At 73.5% G+C, this 17842-nt stretch carries 15 protein-coding genes; 7 read left to right on the plus strand and 8 right to left on the minus strand.

The features are described from left to right. Window positions 1–30 precede the first annotated feature (30 nt). The gene (locus tag ACIPFH_RS18535; protein WP_401827661.1) at window positions 31–2181 is read right to left on the minus strand and encodes an FUSC family protein; all 2151 of its coding nucleotides are present in this window, start codon (window positions 2179–2181) and stop codon (window positions 31–33) included. Window positions 2182–2513: 332 nt separating this feature from the next. On the opposite strand from ACIPFH_RS18535, the gene ACIPFH_RS18540 reads away from it, so the two are divergent. After that, window positions 2514–2831: a hypothetical protein gene (locus ACIPFH_RS18540; protein WP_356258669.1), complete on the plus strand. Its 318-nt coding sequence runs from the start codon at window positions 2514–2516 to the stop codon at window positions 2829–2831. A 163-nt stretch (window positions 2832–2994) separates the two neighbouring features. Here the strand turns inward: ACIPFH_RS18540 and ACIPFH_RS18545 are convergent, their stop codons facing one another. Both ACIPFH_RS18545 and ACIPFH_RS18550 read right to left on the minus strand, forming a co-directional pair. Beyond that, a complete protein-coding gene (locus ACIPFH_RS18545) occupies window positions 2995–3918 on the minus strand; it encodes an SGNH/GDSL hydrolase family protein (RefSeq protein ID WP_401827662.1) in 924 nt (307 codons plus the stop codon). Between the two features lie 188 nt (window positions 3919–4106). Next, the gene (locus ACIPFH_RS18550; protein WP_401827664.1) at window positions 4107–4721 is read right to left on the minus strand and encodes a TetR/AcrR family transcriptional regulator; all 615 of its coding nucleotides are present in this window, start codon (window positions 4719–4721) and stop codon (window positions 4107–4109) included. 111 nt (window positions 4722–4832) lie between these two features. On the opposite strand from ACIPFH_RS18550, the gene ACIPFH_RS18555 reads away from it, so the two are divergent. From ACIPFH_RS18555 to ACIPFH_RS18570, 4 genes are all read left to right on the plus strand, one after another. After that, the gene (locus tag ACIPFH_RS18555; RefSeq protein ID WP_401827665.1) at window positions 4833–5567 is read left to right on the plus strand and encodes an SDR family oxidoreductase; all 735 of its coding nucleotides are present in this window, start codon (window positions 4833–4835) and stop codon (window positions 5565–5567) included. Between the two features lie 389 nt (window positions 5568–5956). Then, on the plus strand, window positions 5957–7648 hold the full coding sequence (ctaD, locus tag ACIPFH_RS18560) for a cytochrome c oxidase subunit I (protein ID WP_401827666.1): 1692 nt from the start codon (window positions 5957–5959) through the stop codon (window positions 7646–7648). A 19-nt stretch (window positions 7649–7667) separates the two neighbouring features. Then, window positions 7668–8015, plus strand: coding sequence for a cytochrome C oxidase subunit I (locus ACIPFH_RS18565; RefSeq protein WP_401827667.1), 348 nt, complete (start codon window positions 7668–7670; stop codon window positions 8013–8015). Window positions 8016–8458: 443 nt separating this feature from the next. Then, entirely contained in the window at window positions 8459–9514 is a 1056-nt protein-coding gene (locus ACIPFH_RS18570) for a LacI family DNA-binding transcriptional regulator (RefSeq protein WP_401827668.1), read from the plus strand. A 69-nt stretch (window positions 9515–9583) separates the two neighbouring features. On the opposite strand, the gene ACIPFH_RS18575 is transcribed toward ACIPFH_RS18570, so the two are convergent. From ACIPFH_RS18575 to ACIPFH_RS18595, 5 genes are all read right to left on the minus strand, one after another. Continuing rightward, window positions 9584–10057, minus strand: coding sequence for a hypothetical protein (locus tag ACIPFH_RS18575; protein ID WP_401827670.1), 474 nt, complete (start codon window positions 10055–10057; stop codon window positions 9584–9586). A gap of 189 nt (window positions 10058–10246) precedes the next feature. After that, window positions 10247–11293, minus strand: a complete 1047-nt coding sequence (locus tag ACIPFH_RS18580) for a DUF5914 domain-containing protein (protein WP_401827672.1) — start codon at window positions 11291–11293, stop codon at window positions 10247–10249. Next, window positions 11290–12318: a phytoene/squalene synthase family protein gene (locus ACIPFH_RS18585; protein WP_401827673.1), complete on the minus strand. Its 1029-nt coding sequence runs from the start codon at window positions 12316–12318 to the stop codon at window positions 11290–11292. The genes ACIPFH_RS18580 and ACIPFH_RS18585 overlap by 4 nt, the downstream gene beginning before the upstream one ends. Continuing rightward, window positions 12315–13856, minus strand: coding sequence for a phytoene desaturase (locus ACIPFH_RS18590; protein WP_401827674.1), 1542 nt, complete (start codon window positions 13854–13856; stop codon window positions 12315–12317). The genes ACIPFH_RS18585 and ACIPFH_RS18590 overlap by 4 nt, the downstream gene beginning before the upstream one ends. Next, window positions 13853–15202, minus strand: a complete 1350-nt coding sequence (locus ACIPFH_RS18595; protein WP_401827675.1) for a polyprenyl synthetase family protein — start codon at window positions 15200–15202, stop codon at window positions 13853–13855. The genes ACIPFH_RS18590 and ACIPFH_RS18595 overlap by 4 nt, the downstream gene beginning before the upstream one ends. A gap of 639 nt (window positions 15203–15841) precedes the next feature. On the opposite strand from ACIPFH_RS18595, the gene ACIPFH_RS18600 reads away from it, so the two are divergent. Continuing rightward, window positions 15842–17035: a lycopene cyclase family protein gene (locus ACIPFH_RS18600; RefSeq protein ID WP_401827677.1), complete on the plus strand. Its 1194-nt coding sequence runs from the start codon at window positions 15842–15844 to the stop codon at window positions 17033–17035. Between the two features lie 40 nt (window positions 17036–17075). Further along, window positions 17076–17807, plus strand: coding sequence for a methyltransferase domain-containing protein (locus ACIPFH_RS18605; RefSeq protein WP_401827679.1), 732 nt, complete (start codon window positions 17076–17078; stop codon window positions 17805–17807). Window positions 17808–17842 lie beyond the last annotated feature (35 nt).

The following is a 17842-nucleotide window of genomic DNA, read 5'->3' on the forward strand; positions in this document are numbered from 1 at the left end:
CGGAGAGGCCCGGCCCGGCGGCCGTTCGGGTCAGGACGTGGTCGTCCGGGTCGGCCGACTCGTCCGCAGGCCGGTGCTGGTGCCCAGGTCCGCTGCGAGCGCGTCCAGCCACACCTCGATGTCGGTCAGTAGCGACAGGACCCGCGGTGGGACCTCGGACGTCAGAGAGGGCGGCGGCGTCAGCCGGACCGAGGCGCCGCCCGGAGGGAAGTCCGCCGCCCGGACGATGGCCGCTTCCGCTTCGGCGGTGACCTTCCGGGCCCAGCGCAGGGCGGCGGGAGGCAGTTCGGGGGGCCGGTCCGTCCGGGGCAGCCAGTACGCCCCGACCAGCACGCGGGAGCCGACGTTGAGGGCGGCGAGGTAGTCGTGTTCGGTCTCCTGGGCGGGGTCGGTCTCGTGAGCGTGGACGCGCGGGTGAGCCGAGGGCTCTGTGCGGTACTGCGCGTACGAGCCTTCCGCGATGCGCAGCCGGTGTCGGGTCAGCCGGAGGGCCTGGTCCGCGGTGCGGGTGTGTCCTGCCACGCCGTCGCCGGTCGCGGCGGCCGTCGTGGCCCGCACCACCGGTGCGGCGGCCCGGAGCAGATCGGTCATGCTGCGCCGCGTCTCCGCGCGCGCCCCGAAGGGCCAGGCGAGCACCCCGCACAGCAGCCCGACGGCGCTCCCGGTCAGCACGTCCACGACGCGCATCTCGGCGAGCCGCCACGTCACGGGGGCGATCTGGGCGAACGCCGTGGAGACGACCAGGGTGAACAGTCCCTGCGCCCAGGCCGGCCCCTCCAGGGGCCCGACCGCGAAGGCGATCAGCATCATCGGCACGAGCAGGCACGCGTACACCTCGGTGGCCTCGCCCGCCCCGATGAGGAGCAGGCCGGCGGCGAGCGCACCGGCCAGTGTGCCCACGACGGCCGCGCGGACGGCGGACCAGGTGGCGACCGCTGTGGTCCGCCCCAGGGTCAGTACGGTCAGCAGTACCCAGAAGCCGTGCGACAGGTCGAGTGAACCCGCCACGAGGCGGGCGAGTGCGAGCCCGCACGCGCTGCGCATCGCGTTCTGGAAGATGACGGAGCGCCGCGTCAGGTTGCCGGTGAGCCGGATCGCGAAGAGACGGACGGTCGGCGTCCGCGCGTACCAGAACTGTTCCCGGGGCAGGCCGTACACCGCCCGACGACCGCCGAACGCCAGGGCGACGGCCGTGCCCACGGTCACGGCCGAGACCGCGATCGTCAGCACCGTAGACTGCCGCACCAGAACCTGGTGCGGGCGAGGTGCGCGCCCGGTGGGACCGCCGTCGCGTGCCGCCAGGAACTGGGCGATCATCTCCTCGATCGGATCAGGCCCGGCTCCGGGGCGCGCCCGGCGCAGCGCGTCGGCCGAACCGGCACACGTCGCCGCGATGCCGCGCAGGAGGCTCTGCGAGGCCAGGTCCGCAGGCGCGGGCCGCGTCTCGCTGAGGGCGGCCAGCTGGTCCACGAGCCGCCGGGTCGCGGAGCCCGCCTGGGCCAGCGCCCGGTCCTTCCTGCCCGCTCCCGTCGGCCGCGCGCCGACCGGCTGCTGGGAGAAGCGCAGGCCCCGGCCGGCCTCCCTCAGCCGTCCGGCCAGGCCGGGCTCGGGGGTCCCGGTACGCGTCAGGGAGCGGGCGGCCCGGGCCGCGAGATCCAGGGTGTCGGCGATCCGGTCGCGGTACGACGGATCCGGCGGATCGGGGAACACCGCCACCTCGCACAGGAGGAGCGACGCCCCGCCGAGGGCGACCCCGGTCAACCGCTCAGGCAGCGTGTCCGGGGCGAAAGGCGGGAAACAGGCGAGAATGTAGAACAGCTGAAGTCCGGGGACGGTGCCGGCCAGACGCGGTCCGCACATCGCGCCGAACGTCAGCACGAACCCGACGAGCATCATCCCCGCCACGGCCGACCAGGTGTCCACGGCGAGGACCGTGCCGGCGGTGGTGAGGGCGGCGGCGGCCGGCCAGGCGCGCAGCACGGTCCCGGCGCGTCGGCGCCCGGATCCCGGCACCGGCGAGAGGACGCCGAACGCGATCGGCGTGAACAGGGCGTAGATCGCGGTCACAGGCTGGTCGAGGAGGTATGCCGCCGGATAGAACCCGGCCGTCGCGGCGAGCGTGACACGCGCCGCGCGCCGGCAGGCCCCGACGGATTCGGCGAGCGACGGCCGCTTGGGCATCAGCGCTCCTCTCCGCGCGCCTCCCGAGCATCATCCGCGGCTTTCAGTGTCGCGCGCGTCGGGTGATCACGCAGGCGGGCGCCGTGGTGATCCGTGCGCGGGAGTGGCGGCCGCTCGCGAGATCGGATCACCGTCTCCCGGGAGCTGGGCCGGGCTGGGCCGTGCCGCTGTCTGGCACGCGCACGCGGACGCGGGGGAACACCCGGGGCGCCGGCCGTGCCCGGCCGCCCGGGTGGGGGCAGGGCACGGGCTGACGGGCCTGTGCGGAGAGCGCGGAGATCAACCGCCCCGCTCCGGGGTAGGCGAGGAGGGAACCCGAGGAGAGGAAGACCATGACGACGTACGTGATCACCGTGCCCGGCACCTTCACCGCCGAGGTCGGGGAGGCGACGCGAGCGCGACTGAGCCAGGCCCTGCGCCCGGCCGATCCGCACCACACGCGGATGGGCAAGGCGGAGGACCTCGACCCCTTGACCGTGAACGAGGACGACACGTTCACCATCCGGCTCGCCGTCGAGGCTGACAGCGTTCCGCACGCCGAGGAGGACGCCCGCCGGCTCGCGGACACCGCCCTGCACGCCGCGGGGCTCGACGACACGAGCGCGCCCCTGGGGCCTGCGGTGATCACCGGCATCGACTCCGACATGTGAGTCGGCCACACGGGGCAGGGCCGCGGCGAGCGGCACGCGATCGAGGGAACCGGCGCGGCCCCCGACCGCGTGAGCGCCTGCCTGCCGCCTGCCGCCTGCCGCCTGCCGCCTGCCGCCTGCCGCCTGCCGCCTGCCGCCTGCCTTCCGCCGGCTGTCCCGTCGGTCAGTGGCCGCCCCGTCCGTGCGTGAGGCGCTGCCACACCGCCCCCGCCATGGCTGCCTCGCCCTTGGCGTTGGGGTGCGCGGGAGCCGCCGGGGACGTGGGCTGCAACGGCTCGATCCACCGGTCCGCCGGGGACTTGCACATGTCGTGGCCGACGGTCGGACCGTAGGTGTCGACGTACTCCGCGTGGTTCCAGCGTGCCACCAGACGGAGCATCAGGTTGAGGTGCTTGCCGGTGTCCCGGAGGTAGGGGAAGTCGCGGGTCGCGAACGGGACCGCAGGCGCACAGCCGCTGCCGTCGTCGGGCAACAGGTCCGGGTAGCCGACGACGAGGATGCGGGCGTGCGGGGCCCGGGCGTGCACGGCCTGGAGAACCTGGGCCACCTTGGGGCCGGTCCTGGCGATCGCGACCGTGAGCCGGTCGACGCCCGAGGCGCTGTAATGGCGTTGGCACGGGTTGCCCGTCGGGTCCTGTGGGGCCAGTTGGGCGCAGGTGCCGATGATGGAGCCGAAGCCGATGTCGTTGCCGCCGATCTGGACGGTCACGAGGTCGCTGTTGCGCCCCACCGCGTCGAGTTGGGCGCCGTTGGTGCCCTGGGGTTTCCACATGTGCTCGGTCGTCGCCCCGGCGCAGCTGACGTCCTCGAACGTGGCCGACCGCAGCCGCCCGGCCACGATCGACGGGTAGTTGTGGTCGGAGCGGGCGCAGTTGGCATCCACCTGCCGGGGGATGAGGGGGCCGGAGGTGTACGAGTCGCCGAGAGCCACGTACCGGTTGCCGCCACCGCCACCACTGCCTCCGCCGTGAGCCGCCGCGGGAACCGCGGAAGCGGCCATCAGGGCGCAACTCCCCAGTGCAGCGAGCAAAGTGACGCTCTTTCTGCCCCGACCGGCCGGTCCTCCCGTGCGAACGTCGCGCTGCATCGAGTTCCTCCCCCTAGAAGCCCACGTCCCGCCGGCGACGCCGTCCATACGGTCGGCATACCGTTCGACTGGGCTTGTATACCGCCCGGTAGGTCACCGGGGCCAGAGTCGGGAGCGAACGGGTTGCGGAGGAAGCGAGGCGCCCGCGCTCCAGCCCGGTGGCGGCGCCGAAGATTGCTGACCCTCCGTCAGGTCCTTACGCCACGCAGCAGGTTGGCGATCAGGCTCGTCGCGAACTCCTCGGTGACGGGGAGACCGGGCATCAGCAGGCGGTGGTAGCACGCGCCCCACAGTTGGTCCACCAGCACCTCGGGATCGACGTCGGGGCGCAGCTGGCCGTCCGCCTGTGCCCGCCGCATCCGCTGGACCGCCAGCTCCCGCCGCGGGCCCGAGTAACGTTCCAGCAGTGCGGCGGACAGCTCGGGGTCGGTCTGTGCCTGGCCGATCAGCTCGGCGATCACGCGTCCGGCAGGCGTCCCGGTGAGCACCCGCACGAACGCGCGGAGCTGCGCCGTCAGGTCGGCCTCGAGGTCGTGGCTGTCCGGGAAGGCGAGCGCGGGCTCCACGGCGTGGAAGTAGCCGTCGAGGGCGAGCGCGCCCTTGGAGGGCCACCATTTGTAGATCGTCGTCTTGCTGACCCCCGCCCGCTCGGCGACGGCCTCGATGGTGAAAGCGCCCATGCCGCCGTCGAGGAGCAGGCCGCCGGCCGCCTCCACGACGTCCGCGCGTACCTCGCCTATGGGGCGTCGGCCCCGGCCGCGCCGTGGCCTGGGGGCGGGTTCGGGTTCCGGCCGTTCCTGCATCGTGCCGCCTTCCGGGCATCTTCGACTGGTCCCCAGCCTGGCATATGGACGCAGCGTTCACAACGTGGTTATATGGACTTAGCGTTCATAAATGAGAGTGGAGGCAGAATCATGTCCGAGACCACACGCGTCGCACTCGTCACCGGTGCTTCCGGAGGGATCGGCCGGGCCGTGGCCCGGCGGCTCGCGGCCGACGGCATGGCTGTCGGCGTGCACTACGCGGGCAACAGGGCGGCGGCGCAGGAGACCGTCGCCGCCGTCGAGGCGGCCGGCGGCAGGGCGATCGCGGTCACCGGTGACGTCGCCGACGAGGGCGCCATGGCCGACGCCTTCTCCGCGGTGGAGCGGGCGTTCGGCGGGATCGACGTCGTGGTCCACACCGCTGGGGTGATGACCCTGGGGCCGATCGCCGCGTTCGATCTCGACGCGTTCGACCGGCTGATGCGGACCAACGTCCGTGGCGCCTTCGTCGTGGCTCAGCAGGCGGCCCGCCGCATTCGTGACGGCGGAGCGGTGGTCACCTTCTCCACCTCGGTGACCCGGCTGGCCTTTCCCGGTTACGCGCCCTACGCGGCGAGCAAAGGGGCCGTCGAGGCCATGACACTGGTGCTGGCCCGCGAGCTGCGGGGCCGTGACGTCACCGTCAACGCCGTCGCGCCCGGCCCCACCGCCACCCCGCTCTTCCTCGAGGGCAAGGATCAGGAGGCGATCGACCGCCTCGCCGCGCAGCCCCCGCTGGAGCGTCTCGGCACGCCGGAGGACATCGCCGAAAACGTGGCCTTCCTGGCCGGCCCGGGGCGTTGGGTCAACGGACAGGTCCTCTTCGTGAACGGCGGCATCGCCTGAACCCGTCGCCCGAGGCGTCTGCCGATGACACGGGTTCTGCACCGAGCGGCGTCGGGACGTGCGGGTGCCCGCGCCTCGGGCATTCAGGCGCGTCGAGACCGTCGTCGCCCCTGCGAGCCGGGTTCTTCCCGAGTGCCGGTCGGACACGACCGGGGCGGGGGGTCCCGGTGGCTCCGAGTGCGGCCGGCGCAGGGCTCACGCGGCGGCCGGACCGGCACCGCGGCCTCCTGACCCGGCCTGGTCCGACGATTACTCCACTCGTGGGTGGCAACCGCCCGATCGGCCGTATGCCGACCGCTCCGGGCTTCCCTCCCCAGGCCGAGCCGCGAGGATGACGGTGACTCACGCCATGGCGAGAGTGAACCGCGAGCATCAGGAGAAACACACCTGTGACCATCCTCAACGGCCCGGAGCAGTCGGCCGCCGCCCCCTACGACAGCGAAGTGCCGGTACGAGGCAGGCAGCCCGGCAACGTCGTGGTGAAGTGGCTCACGACCACCGACCACAAAACGATCGGCACCCTCTACCTGAGCACGTCCTTCGGGTTCTTCCTGATCGGTGGCGTCATGGCGTTGCTCATCCGCGCCGAACTGGCCCGGCCGGGCCTGCAGATGGTTTCGCCCGAGCAGTACAACCAGGCCTTCACGATGCACGGCACCGTGATGCTCCTGATGTTCGCCACGCCCCTGTTCGCCGGCTTCACCAACTGGATCATGCCGCTCCAGATCGGCGCGCCGGACGTCGCCTTTCCCCGGCTGAACATGTTCGCCTACTGGCTCTATCTCTTCGGCTCGTCGATCGCCGTCGGCGGCTTCCTCACTCCGCAGGGCGCGGCCGACTTCGGCTGGTTCGCCTACACCCCGCTGTCGGACGCGATCCGGACGCCGGGTCTCGGCGCCGACCTGTGGATCATGGGCCTGGCCTTCTCCGGCTTCGGCACGATCCTCGGTGCGGTCAACTTCATCACCACGATCATCTGCCTGCGCGCCCCCGGCATGACGATGTTCCGCATGCCGATCTTCACCTGGAACGTCCTGCTGACCGCTGTCCTGGTCCTGTTCGCCTTCCCGGTCCTGGCGGCCGCGCTGTTCGCCCTGGAGGCGGACCGCAAGTTCGGCGCCCACATCTTCGACGCGGCCAACGGCGGCGCGCTGCTGTGGCAACACCTCTTCTGGTTCTTCGGCCATCCAGAGGTGTACATCATCGCGTTGCCCTTCTTCGGCATCGTCACCGAGATCATCCCGGTCTTCTCGCGCAAGCCGATCTTCGGCTACATGGGTCTGGTCGCCGCGACCATCTCGATCGCCGGTCTGTCCGTGACGGTGTGGGCGCACCACATGTACGTCACGGGTGGCGTGCTGCTGCCGTTCTTCTCCTTCATGACGTTCCTCATCGCCGTCCCGACCGGCGTGAAGTTCTTCAACTGGATCGGCACCATGTGGAAGGGCTCGATCTCCTTCGAGACACCGATGCTGTGGGCGACGGGCTTTCTCGTCACGTTCCTCTTCGGTGGTCTGACGGGCGTCATCCTGGCCTCGCCGCCGATGGACTTCCACGTGTCCGACTCGTACTTCGTGGTGGCCCACTTCCACTACGTCGTCTTCGGCACCGTCGTCTTCGCGATGTTCGCCGGCTTCCACTTCTGGTGGCCGAAGTTCACCGGCAAGATGCTCGACGAGCGGCTCGGCAAGATCACCTTCTGGACGCTGTTCGTCGGCTTCCACGGCACCTTCCTGGTCCAGCACTGGCTGGGCGCCGAGGGCATGCCGCGCCGGTACGCCGACTACCTGGCGGCAGACGGCTTCACCGCCCTGAACACGATCTCCACGATCAGCTCGTTCGTCCTCGGCCTGTCGATGCTGCCCTTCCTCTACAACGTGTGGAGGACCGCCAGGTACGGCAAGCACGTCGGCGTCGACGACCCCTGGGGCTACGGCCGCTCGCTGGAGTGGGCCACCTCCTGCCCGCCGCCGCGCCACAACTTCCTCACCCTGCCCCGGATCCGCAGTGAGTCCCCGGCGTTCGACCTGCACCACCCCGAGATCGCCATGGCCGAGGCCGAGGCCCATGGGATCCGCTGAGGACCAGCCGGAAACCGGCATGAGCGAGATGTCGAGACAGGGCGCCGTGGGAGCCCGCCTCGGGAACGAGGCGGAGGGGTATCTCCTGTGGCAGGCCACGATCGCGGTGGCGGAGGAGCGGGCGCGCGAGTTCGTCCGGCCCATGGACTGGCTGACGACGTCCCAACGCGTGGAGATCGAGAGCCACTACGTCACCGACAGCCTCCACCGCGCCCGCCAGGACCTTGAACGGATCGCCGCCCGTTGTCTGTCCCTGCGAGGAGAGTACGAGCTGCGCTACCGAAAGCTCCGTCTGCGCTGTATGGCATGGGCGCTGGCCGGCTGCGCGGCCCTCTCCTTCGCGACGGTCGTCTCCCTGACCCGCTGAGGACGACACCATGTCGGACGGCCGTCGGCACCTCGGCGACGGCCGCCCTCGCCACCTGGGCCGCCGCCGTCTCGGCGAGCGACCCCCGTCGCCCCGGCCGACGCGGGAGCCCGACCCGCGCCCCCACTCCGCGAGGCCTGCCGGAATCCGGCCGCCGGGCCGGGGCCCGAGCCTTCGACGCGAGTGCGGTCCGCCTCGTCTTCCCGCGGTTGTCCCCCGTCAGCGGTGTGACGGCGATCCGGTCGATCACCGGGGCGTCGGAACCACGCGGAGGTGACGAAAGTCCGGTCCGAGGTGTTGACACCTCGTCGGGCCGTTCCTACCGTCACTTCAGGCGAACCGGTTCGATGACCGGCGATCGTCCCGCCCTCGGGTTCGAGCCCGGGTGACGGGTGCGTCGTTGTTCGCGGAGGAGTCGAACCGCTTCGAGCAAGGAGTCGTCCGTGAACATCGGTGAGATCGCGCGGCGGGCCGGTGTCTCGCGGAGCACCGTGTCGTACGCGCTGAGCGGCAAACGCCCCGTGTCGGAGGACACGCGGCGCAGGATCCAGCAGGTCGTCGACGAACTGGGCTACCGGCCCAGCGCCAGTGCGCGGGCCCTGGCCAACGGGCGGACCAGCACCATCGGTCTGGTCTTCCCGCCGGCCGGCAACCACTACACCGGCATGCAACTGGACTTCATCGGCAGTGTGGTGGAGGCCGCCGCGTCCTACGACTACGACGTGCTGCTGTCTCCGAGCGGTGCGGACAGCGACCGGTCCTTCCAGCGGCTGCTGGGGGAGCGGCGGGTGGACGGCGCGATCCTGATGGAGATCAGGCTGGAGGACGACCGGGTCGATCACCTCGCCGAGCTGGACTTTCCCTCGGTCGCCATCGGCCGCACCGCGCACCCGGAGGGCGGCTGGTGGGTGGGTCTGGACCACACCGCACTGGTGGAGGCGTGCGTCCACCATCTCGCCGACCTGGGCCACCGCCGGGTCGCGTTCGTCAACCGGCCCGAGCAGCTGGTGCGGGCCGGGTACGAGTCGGCCCACCGCGGCCTGGAGGGGTTCGCCAAGGCCGCGGCCGAGCGCGGGCTGACGGTCCGGACGTACTGCTGCGGGGACGACGCCGCCTCCGGGCAGGCATGTCTGGAGCGGATCCTGTACGACGAGCCGGCCACCACGGCGCTGGTCACGCTCAACGAGGCCGCGCTGGGCGGGCTGTACCGCGGGCTGGCCCGGGCCGGCCGTCAGGTGCCGCGCGACTTCTCCGTCACCGGGGTCGTCGCCGGCCGGTGGGCGGAAACGGTGACTCCGCAGCTCACCGCTGCGGACGTACCGGCGGAGGAGATGGGGCGTCGCGCCGTCGACCTGTTGGTGGAGCGGCTCGACCATCCCGACGCGCCCGCTCGTCACCACCTTCTCGCGCCGCCCATCTCCCTGCGGGCGAGCACCGGGCCCGCAACAGCCGCGTCCACCACCCGGGCCGCGGATCCCAACTCCGACACGACGACCTGACGCGTCCTGCTCCGACCGCAGGCGCACGGTCGCCCCGCCTGCCCGCCCCATACCGCGTTCCCCGCTCGCTCACCGCAGTTCGTACGGCTGGGACGGTTGCGCTGCGGCCGTCCGTCGCTTCGTGTCCGGGCAGACGAAGCGGTAGAGACGCGCCCTGAGGCGGGTTCGCACGGTGAACGCCGGGGGGCGCGGCGAGGCCGCCGCACAGCACACCCGCGTCCTCGCCCGGGCCTGTGACAGCGTGCGCGTGACCCGGAGGATGCGCTCCAGACCCGCGTCGCGCAGCGCATCGGCGACCTGCTGGTGCCCGGCGGTGACGCACAGGAAGACGCGGTACCGCTCCGCGAACCGGCGCAGGCGTACCAGCAGGTTCATGAGCGAGGCCGACAGCTCCGGGGAGTCCACGACCACGATGGCGGCAGGCGTGTCGCAACGCCGCAGCAGCGTGCGCACCTGCCGCTCGGCGGCCGACGCGTCATCGGGGCCGGTGATCCCGTGCAGTTCGATGACCCGGTGGGTGCGGTCGAGACGGTAGCTCTTCACATGCAAGGCGCATCCCCCAGCGGAAACGGGAAGTTCGGTGTGGCCGCGTCCTGACCAGCCTTGCGCCTGCCCCCATCGGCAGCCGTCACACGTACCGACGACCACGAACCGGTGACCGGCGGCGCCGTCGGCGTCGGGAGCGGCGACCGTGGCCCGCGGTGCGCTCCGGAGGCGGACGGGGGAGCGGTTTCAGCCGGGGAAGCGGCCCGTTGAGCGCAGCTGCCAGCGCCGCTCGGCGTAGGCCAGATCGTCGCGCCACAGCCGTGCGGCGGCGGCCCGCATGAGCGGCCGCAGCGCCGGGGCCACCGTGCGCGCCGCGGCGAACCCGCGTCGGTCGGAGGCCGCCACGATCGCCTCGACGACGGCCGTCCGCGGCCTGCCCCGGTCGTCGGGACCGAGCGGAGTGGCATGCGTCTCGACGACGGAGCCCTGCCCCTCGCCCTCCGTGATGCGCATGACGACCGTACGCGGGTCGGGGGCGGTGAAGACGGCCCGCACCGGCACGACGAGCCGCCCGGCCAGCTTGAAGGAGACGTCGACGGCGAACCCGTCCTCGTCCTCCGCGTCCGCGTCCTCGGGGTCGGTCCCGGGCGCGTCGACGACGGTGAGGTCGACGAAGGAGTACGGGTGGAACCAGGCGCCGTGCCAGGGATCCAGCCGGTTGGCGACGACGTCCTCGGGCTCGCAGGCCCCCACGCCCACGTAGACGGCCGACAGCGCGTCCGGCAGCGCGGGCCGTACCGGCACCACCGGCGCGTCCAGCGGCGGCTCACCGCCCACGTCGTCCAGCCGCACCCAGACCAGCACCCCGTCGTCGTGCACGGGCAGCGGATCCCAGCCCGCGAAGGGCGTGCCCCTCAGGGCGAGTCCGTGCCAGTGGCAGACGAGCGTGCCGCAGTGCACGGGGCTGTCCCGCAGCGGCGCGCCCAGGTGCGGGCAGACACCGGGCCCGGCGACGAGCCTGCCCTCGGCGTCGCGCCAGACGACGACCTCCTGTCCGGCGACGGTCCGAGCGAGCGGGCGGTCGGCACGGAGGTCACCGGTGGCGCCCACGACGTACCAGTTGCCGGAAGGACGTGCCTGCGCCCGCTTCAACGCCTGGGCGATCACGGCGGGGCGGGCCTCCCGCCAGGTCGGACGCTGGCGCTCCCAACGCACCGGACGCCTGCGCAGGGACAGCGGGAAACGTCCGCGCGGGCCGGAACGCCCAATAGCCCGGGACCGGTCGGGATTCACGCGACCTCCTCATGGACCTGCTGGGGCGAGGACCCGGACAGCCCGGCCGGCAGCCGCTCCGGCACACGCGGCGCGGCCCGCCGGGCGTCTGCCCGCGACCCCGCCCGGGCCGCGGCCACGCGCACCAGACCGTCCAGGGCCACCACGGCGCGGCGCCGACGGGGGACCGCGGCACGCCGGTGCACCACCGCGTACCCGTCGTCGGCGACGGCCTTCAGGATTCCTCCGTACAGCACGAAGGCCGTCCGGATGGCCGGGCGGGACACCGGGTCGAGCATCCGCAGTCCCGGCGCCGCCTCCCGGTAGACCCCGCGCGTGAGGTCCTCGACGGCCCTCAGCGCCTCGATGATGCGCCGGTCGCGGTGGCCGGTGCTCCTGCTCCAGTACAGCAGCTCCCGGTCGACGCCATGGGCCCCCAGCAGGTCGGCGGGGAGGTACACGCGGCCGCGGTCGAGGTCCTCGCCCACGTCCCGCAGGAAGTTGGTCAGCTGGAAGGCGATGCCCAGGGCGGCCGCGTGCGGCGCGGCCTCCTCACGCGGGACCACCGTGCCGAGGACCGGCAGCATCTGCAGCCCGATCACCGCGGCGGAGCCGTGCATGTACTCCCGCAGGTCGGCGTAGGTCGGGTAGTCGGTGACGTCGAGGTCACTGCGCATGGAGGCCATGAAGTCGCCGAAGTGGCGGTGGTCGATGCCGTACCGCCTGGCCGTGTCGGCGACCGCCACAACGACCGGGTCGGTGCTGTCGGCACCCCGCAGTCCCCGTTCCAGGCCCGTCCGGAGGCGGGCGAGGTCCGCCGAGCGCCCGTCGGCCGTGACGGCGGTGTCCAGGGAGTCGACGATGTCGTCCGCCCAGCGGGCGAAGCCGTACAGGGCGTGCACGGCCGGCCGGCGCTCGACCGGCAGCAGCCGGGTGGCGAGGAAGTACGTCTTGCCGTGCCGGGCGTTGAGCCGCCGGCAGCGCGTGTAGGCGTCACGCAGCGCCGGCTCCGTGATGCCCGCCGCGTCGAGCTCGCGGTCGGTCATGAAGGCGTTCCTTCCGGGGTGGCCCGCGCCCTGAGCGTCGGGCGGGGCGTGCGGGTGAGGCGTCCGGTGACCCGGGCCGCGGCGAGCTTGCCCGACATCAGTACCGTCGGCACGCCCACGCCCGGCGTGGTGCCACAGCCGGCGAGCACGGCGTTCTCGGTGCCCCGGACCAGGTTGCGCGGGCGGAACGGGCCGGTCTGGGCGAAGGTGTGGGCCGCCGAGAAGGGCGTGCCCGCCGCATGCCCCTGCGCCTGCCAGTCGGCCGGTGTGACCAGGCACTCCTCCTCGATCGCCGAGCCGATGCCGTCCAGGCCGCGCTGTTCCAGTTCCTTCAGGACGCTGTCTCGGTAGCGCGGCGCCAGGTCGCCCCACTCGGTGGCGCCCGGGCCGATGTCGGTGTTGGGGCAGGGCGCGAGGATGTAGTGCAGGTGGTGACCGGGAGGGGCCAGAGCGGGGTCCGTGGCCGTCGGGCGGGTGATGAGCAGGGACGGATCGCTCATCAGCTCGCCGGTGCGGGTGAGTTCGTCGAAGGTGCGACGCCATGCCGCGCCGAACGACAGCGTGTGGTGGGCCAGTTGCGGCCAGGTCCGGTCGGTGCCGGCGTGCAGGACGACGGCCGACGGCGAGTGTCTGACCCGCATGGGCCGGTGCGGGACACGGCCGAGAAGGCGGTAGGCGACGGGCAGGTCCGGCGTGAGGACGACCGCGTCGCACGGGATGCGGTCCTCGGTGGTCACGACGGCGGTGACGCGGTCGCCGGAGCGTTCCAGCCGGGTGACGTCCTGTCCCAAGCGCAGGTCTGCGCCCGCCTCCTCGGCGGCGTCCGCCATGGCCTGCGGCACGGCGTGCATGCCGCCGCGGGGGAAGTACACGCCGGCCACGGTGTCCATGTAGGCGATGACGGCGTAGGCGGCCAGTGCCCGGGCCGGTGGCACGCCCGCGTACAGGGCCTGGAAGGAGAAGACGCGGCGCAGGCGCTCGTCCTTGAGGTGACGGCCGATGCCCGCGTCCAGCCGGCCGAAGCCGCCGAGTGCCGCGAGCCGGGCCAGGTCGGGCGTCAGCAGCTGCCAGGGCGAGTCGAAGTTGGCGTCGATGAAGTGGCGCATCTGGGCCCGGTACAGCCGCTCGAGCCAGTCGCGCAGCCGCCGGTAGCCCGCGGCCTCCCCGGCGCCCGCGAACCGCCGGACCTCCGCCTCCATGGCTTCGGCGCCGGTGTGCACGTCGATGCTGCTGCCGTCGGCGAAGCGGGCCCGGTAGGCGGGATGGAGGGGGATGAGGTCGACGCGGTCGTACAGACTCTCGCCGACCGCGGCGAACGCCTCGTCGGCGAGGTCGGGCATGGTCAGCACGGTGGGGCCGGTGTCGATGCGGTAGCCGCCGCGCACGAGGCGTCCGGCGCGGCCGCCGGGCAGCGCGTCGCGCTCGACGACGGTGACGCGTCGTCCGGCGCCGAGCAGGTGCAGCGCGGCGGACAGCCCGGACAGTCCGGCGCCGACGACCACGACATGGTCCGTGCGCCCCGGGATCGTCCTGGTCATCGGGCGGCTCCCTGGGCGCAGGCGGTGAACAGCAGTGACCCGGGCAGGCCGCCCTCGGTGCGGGGCGCGCCGCACGACGTCCGCCCGGCCGGGGGCGCTTCGGCGGCCGAGTGCAGCAGGTCACGCAGGCGCCGAAGGCCGTCCGTCCGCAGGGCCGCCGCGTCCAGATGGCGCATGCCCTGGGCGACCAGCCGTTCGATCCTGGCCTCGACCGTGGCCCGCGCGCCGGTGGCGACGAGGACGCCCCGCACCTCGGCGAGGCCGGTCTCGGACAGATCGGCGCGGCCGAGCGAGCGCCGTAGCACCGCGAGGGCGTGACGGTCGCCGGCCGTCTCGGCCCGGGCCTGCGCCACGGCGACGAGGTAGGTGGGCTTGCCCGAGCGGATGTCGCAGCCCGACGGCTTGCCGGCCCCTCGTGGGCTGCCGAAGACGTCGTGGAGGTCGTCGCGGAGCTGGAAGGCGATGCCCACGCAGCGGCCGGCCGAGCACAGCGCCGTGGTCGTCGCGGCGTCCGCGCCCGCCAGGGCGGCACCGAGCGCCAGCGGCCGTTCCACCGAGTACAGGGCGCTCTTGAGACAGGCGGCCCGGATCGCTCGGGCCGACGAGCGCGAGGACGTGGCCTGCCCCTGGACGTCCAGATACTGCCCGGCCACCATCTCCATGCGCATGGCGCTCCACACACCGCGCACCCGGCGCGCGGTGTCCGGCGGGAGTTCGGTGTCGGCGAGCACGTCGTCCGCCCACACCAGTGCCAGGTCCCCGGCGAGGATCGCCGCCGCCTCGCCGAAGCGCGTGCCCTGGGAGGAGGGGGCCGCGCCGGCGTACTGGGCTGCGACGTCCGCGTGCAGGGAGGGCCGTCCGCGGCGCAGTCGTGAGCCGTCCATCACGTCGTCGTGGACCAGCGCACAGGTCTGGATGAGTTCGAGGGCCGCGCCGATGCGCAGGGCGGCCGCCGCCGCACGGCCCTCCCCGCCGCAGGCGCGCAGCGCCCACCACACGAACTGCGACCGGGTGCGCTTGCCGCCGTCCAGGGTGAAGCGGGCGACCCGCTCGGCGAGGTCGTGGGCGAACACCGGATCGAGAGCCGCGGCCTGTGCGGCGCGCTCGGCCAGGAGCTGCTCGAGAAGGCGTCCGACGGCTGCGGGGACGTCCGCGTCCAGGGCGCGGAGGTCACTCACGTCCGGGAAGAACGGGCCGGGCGCCTCACCTTCGGGTCCGCCGCCGGGTGACGCGGCGGAGCCCGCGGGGCGCGGATGGGCCCCAGGGGCGGAGGTCCGCCTGGACGCGGGGGGCGGGCCGGGCGGCGATCCGGCCGCATGGTGGTCCTTCGCCTTGCTGGGGCGCATCCCGGTTCCTCTCGTCAGCTCGAAAGCTCGCCATGTGTAAACGCATTCCGCGTCGACGGCCCGCTCGGATGCGCCATGCGGTGGAAAGTGCGGGGCCCGTCCCGGGCAGGGGCGGTCGCACGACGCGGTGGACGGGTGCCACGGCAACCGGATCACTCACCTCACGAGTCGCGCGCTTGCGTGAGGCGGATCGCTTCCCCGGAGACGGGGCAGCCTCGAGGGACCGGCGTCTCGCGTGGCGCGGCGGCGGCGCACGCGGCCTGGGCGACCGGCGGCCCGCAATCTGTGAAGGCCGGTCGGCCACACGACGGCCCGACCGTCCGGAGGCCCGCCCGCCGCCTGCCGCCTGCCGCGGCGGAAGCGGAGGCCTCGGGCGCCGACGGGCGCAGCGTGGCCTCCGCACCCGCCGAAGACGGCTGTCACCCGCCACCCCCGGCTGTCACCTGCCGCCCGCTGCCGTCGCCTGCCGTCCGTCGTCCGTGTCGGCCGGCAGTCGCCATGACCGCGCGTCGGCCGGTCGGTCGACGATGCGAATCCGCCGCGCGGCCCAGTGCCCCGCGTGGCCTGCATCCGCAGGGGCACCCGAGCGGGAATGCTTCCGACCACGCGCACGGGGATGCGCGGAAGGAGGGAAGGCTCATGCTCGACGCGGACGTCGCCATCGTGGGCGCGGGAGCCGCGGGACTGTCTCTGGCCCACCGGCTGTCGCACCGCGCGCCCGGGACACGTCGGCTGTCGGTGCTCCTGGTGGAGGCCCCGCCGGGCCCCCTGCGGCCGCTCAGACGCACCTGGTGCTTCTGGGAGCGCGGCCGTGGACGCTACGACGCGGCGGTCACCGCGACCTGGCAGCGCCTGCGCGTGCACACCCCGGGCGGCCGGGCCGTCGAGGACGACATCGCGCCGCTGCGCTACAAGATGATCCGCTCGGACGACTTCGAGGGCCTGATCGCCCACGACCTCGCGCAGAGCGAGCAGGTCCGGCGCATCGAGGCGACCGCCGAGACGGTGGAGGGCGTCCCCGGCGGCGCCCAGGTCCTCGTCCGCACCGCCGACGGGCGTCCGCTTACCGTCCGCGCCCGCTGGGTCTTCGACTCGCGCCCGCTCGGCAGCCTCCCGGCGGCCCGCACCACGCTGCTGCAACACTTCCACGGCTGGTTCGTCCGCGCCGACCGGCCGGTCTTCGACCTCGGTACGGTCGACCTGATGGACTTCCGCACGCCACAGCCCTCGCGGGGCCTGTCGTTCGGCTACGTCCTGCCCACCGGCGACCGGCAGGCGCTCGTGGAGTACACCGAGTTCTCCCCCGAGGTCCTGTCCGCGCAGGGCTACGACGCCGCGCTGCGCCACTACACCGAGGACGTCCTCGGCCTCACCGGACTCGAGGTCGTCTCGACCGAGACGGGCGTGATCCCGATGACCGACGCGCCGTTCGCCCGGCAGACCGCCCCCTCGGTCTTCCGCATCGGCGCGGCGGGAGGCGCGACCCGCCCGTCGACGGGCTACACCTTCGCCGCCGTGCAGCGCCAGACGCGAGCCGTCGCCGGCGCCCTGGCGGCGGGGCGCCGCCCGCTGCCGCCGCCCGCCCACTCGGCGCGCTCGCGCGCCATGGACGCGGTGCTGCTGCGCGCCCTGGACAGCGGCCGGGTCGGCGGCGCCGACTTCTTCGCGCACCTCTTCACGCGGGTGCCCATGGAACGGCTGCTGCGCTTCCTCGACGGCCGCACCCGTCTCCACGAGGACCTGTCCGTGGGGATCCGCACCCCCGTGCTGCCGATGCTCCGCTCCGCCGCGGAGCTCCCGTACCTGCCCCGCCGCCCCTTTCCCGGACCGTGACCGTCCCGCGGACGCGGCCCGCGACCCCCGAGGAGACCGCATGAACCTGCTGCGCGACGCGGACCTGGCCGCCGCGTTCGACCACGCCGCCCGCAGCTACGACACGCTGGTGGCCGCCAACCCTGGCTACCACGCCCACCTGCGCCGCTCGGCGCGCCGCCTCGGTCTGCCGGACGGCGGGCGCGGCATGCGGGTGCTGGACCTCGGCTGTGGCACCGGCGCCTCGACCGCCGCCCTCGCAGCCGTGCTGCCCGCTGCCGAGATCACGGCGGTCGACGCCTCCGCAGGCATGCTGGAGCGGGCGGCCGCCAAGCCCTGGCCGGACAACGTGACCTTCGTGCACGCTCCGGCGGAACACCTGGCGCGGGCGGGCGTCGGGGGCCCGTTCGACGCGGTGTTCGCCGCCTACCTCTTCCGTAACGCGGCCGACCCGGACGGCGTGCTCGCGACCGTGCGCGACCTCCTGGGGCCCCACGGGCGGCTGGCGGTGCACGAGTACACCCTCAGCGGACGGCCCGCTCACCGCGCGGTGTGGACCGCGGTGTGCGTCGGCATCGTGCTGCCCGTGGCCACCGCCCTCGGGGACGGAAGGCTGTACCGCCATCTGTGGCGCAGCGTCGTCGAGTTCGACACCGCCGACGAGTTCGCCGACCGCGTCCGCTCGGCCGGGTTCGACCGGGTGCGGGTGCTGCCCCTGCCGGGGTGGCAGACCGGCGTCACCCACACGTTCGTCGCCAGGCGCGAGGTCCTCGACGCGGCCGGTGACCGGTGAAAACCCCCGACCGGCCCGAGGCGGCCCGGCCCGAG

It is taken from the genome of Streptomyces sp. NPDC088157 (assembly GCF_044741545.1).
Taxonomy (GTDB): domain Bacteria; phylum Actinomycetota; class Actinomycetes; order Streptomycetales; family Streptomycetaceae; genus Streptomyces.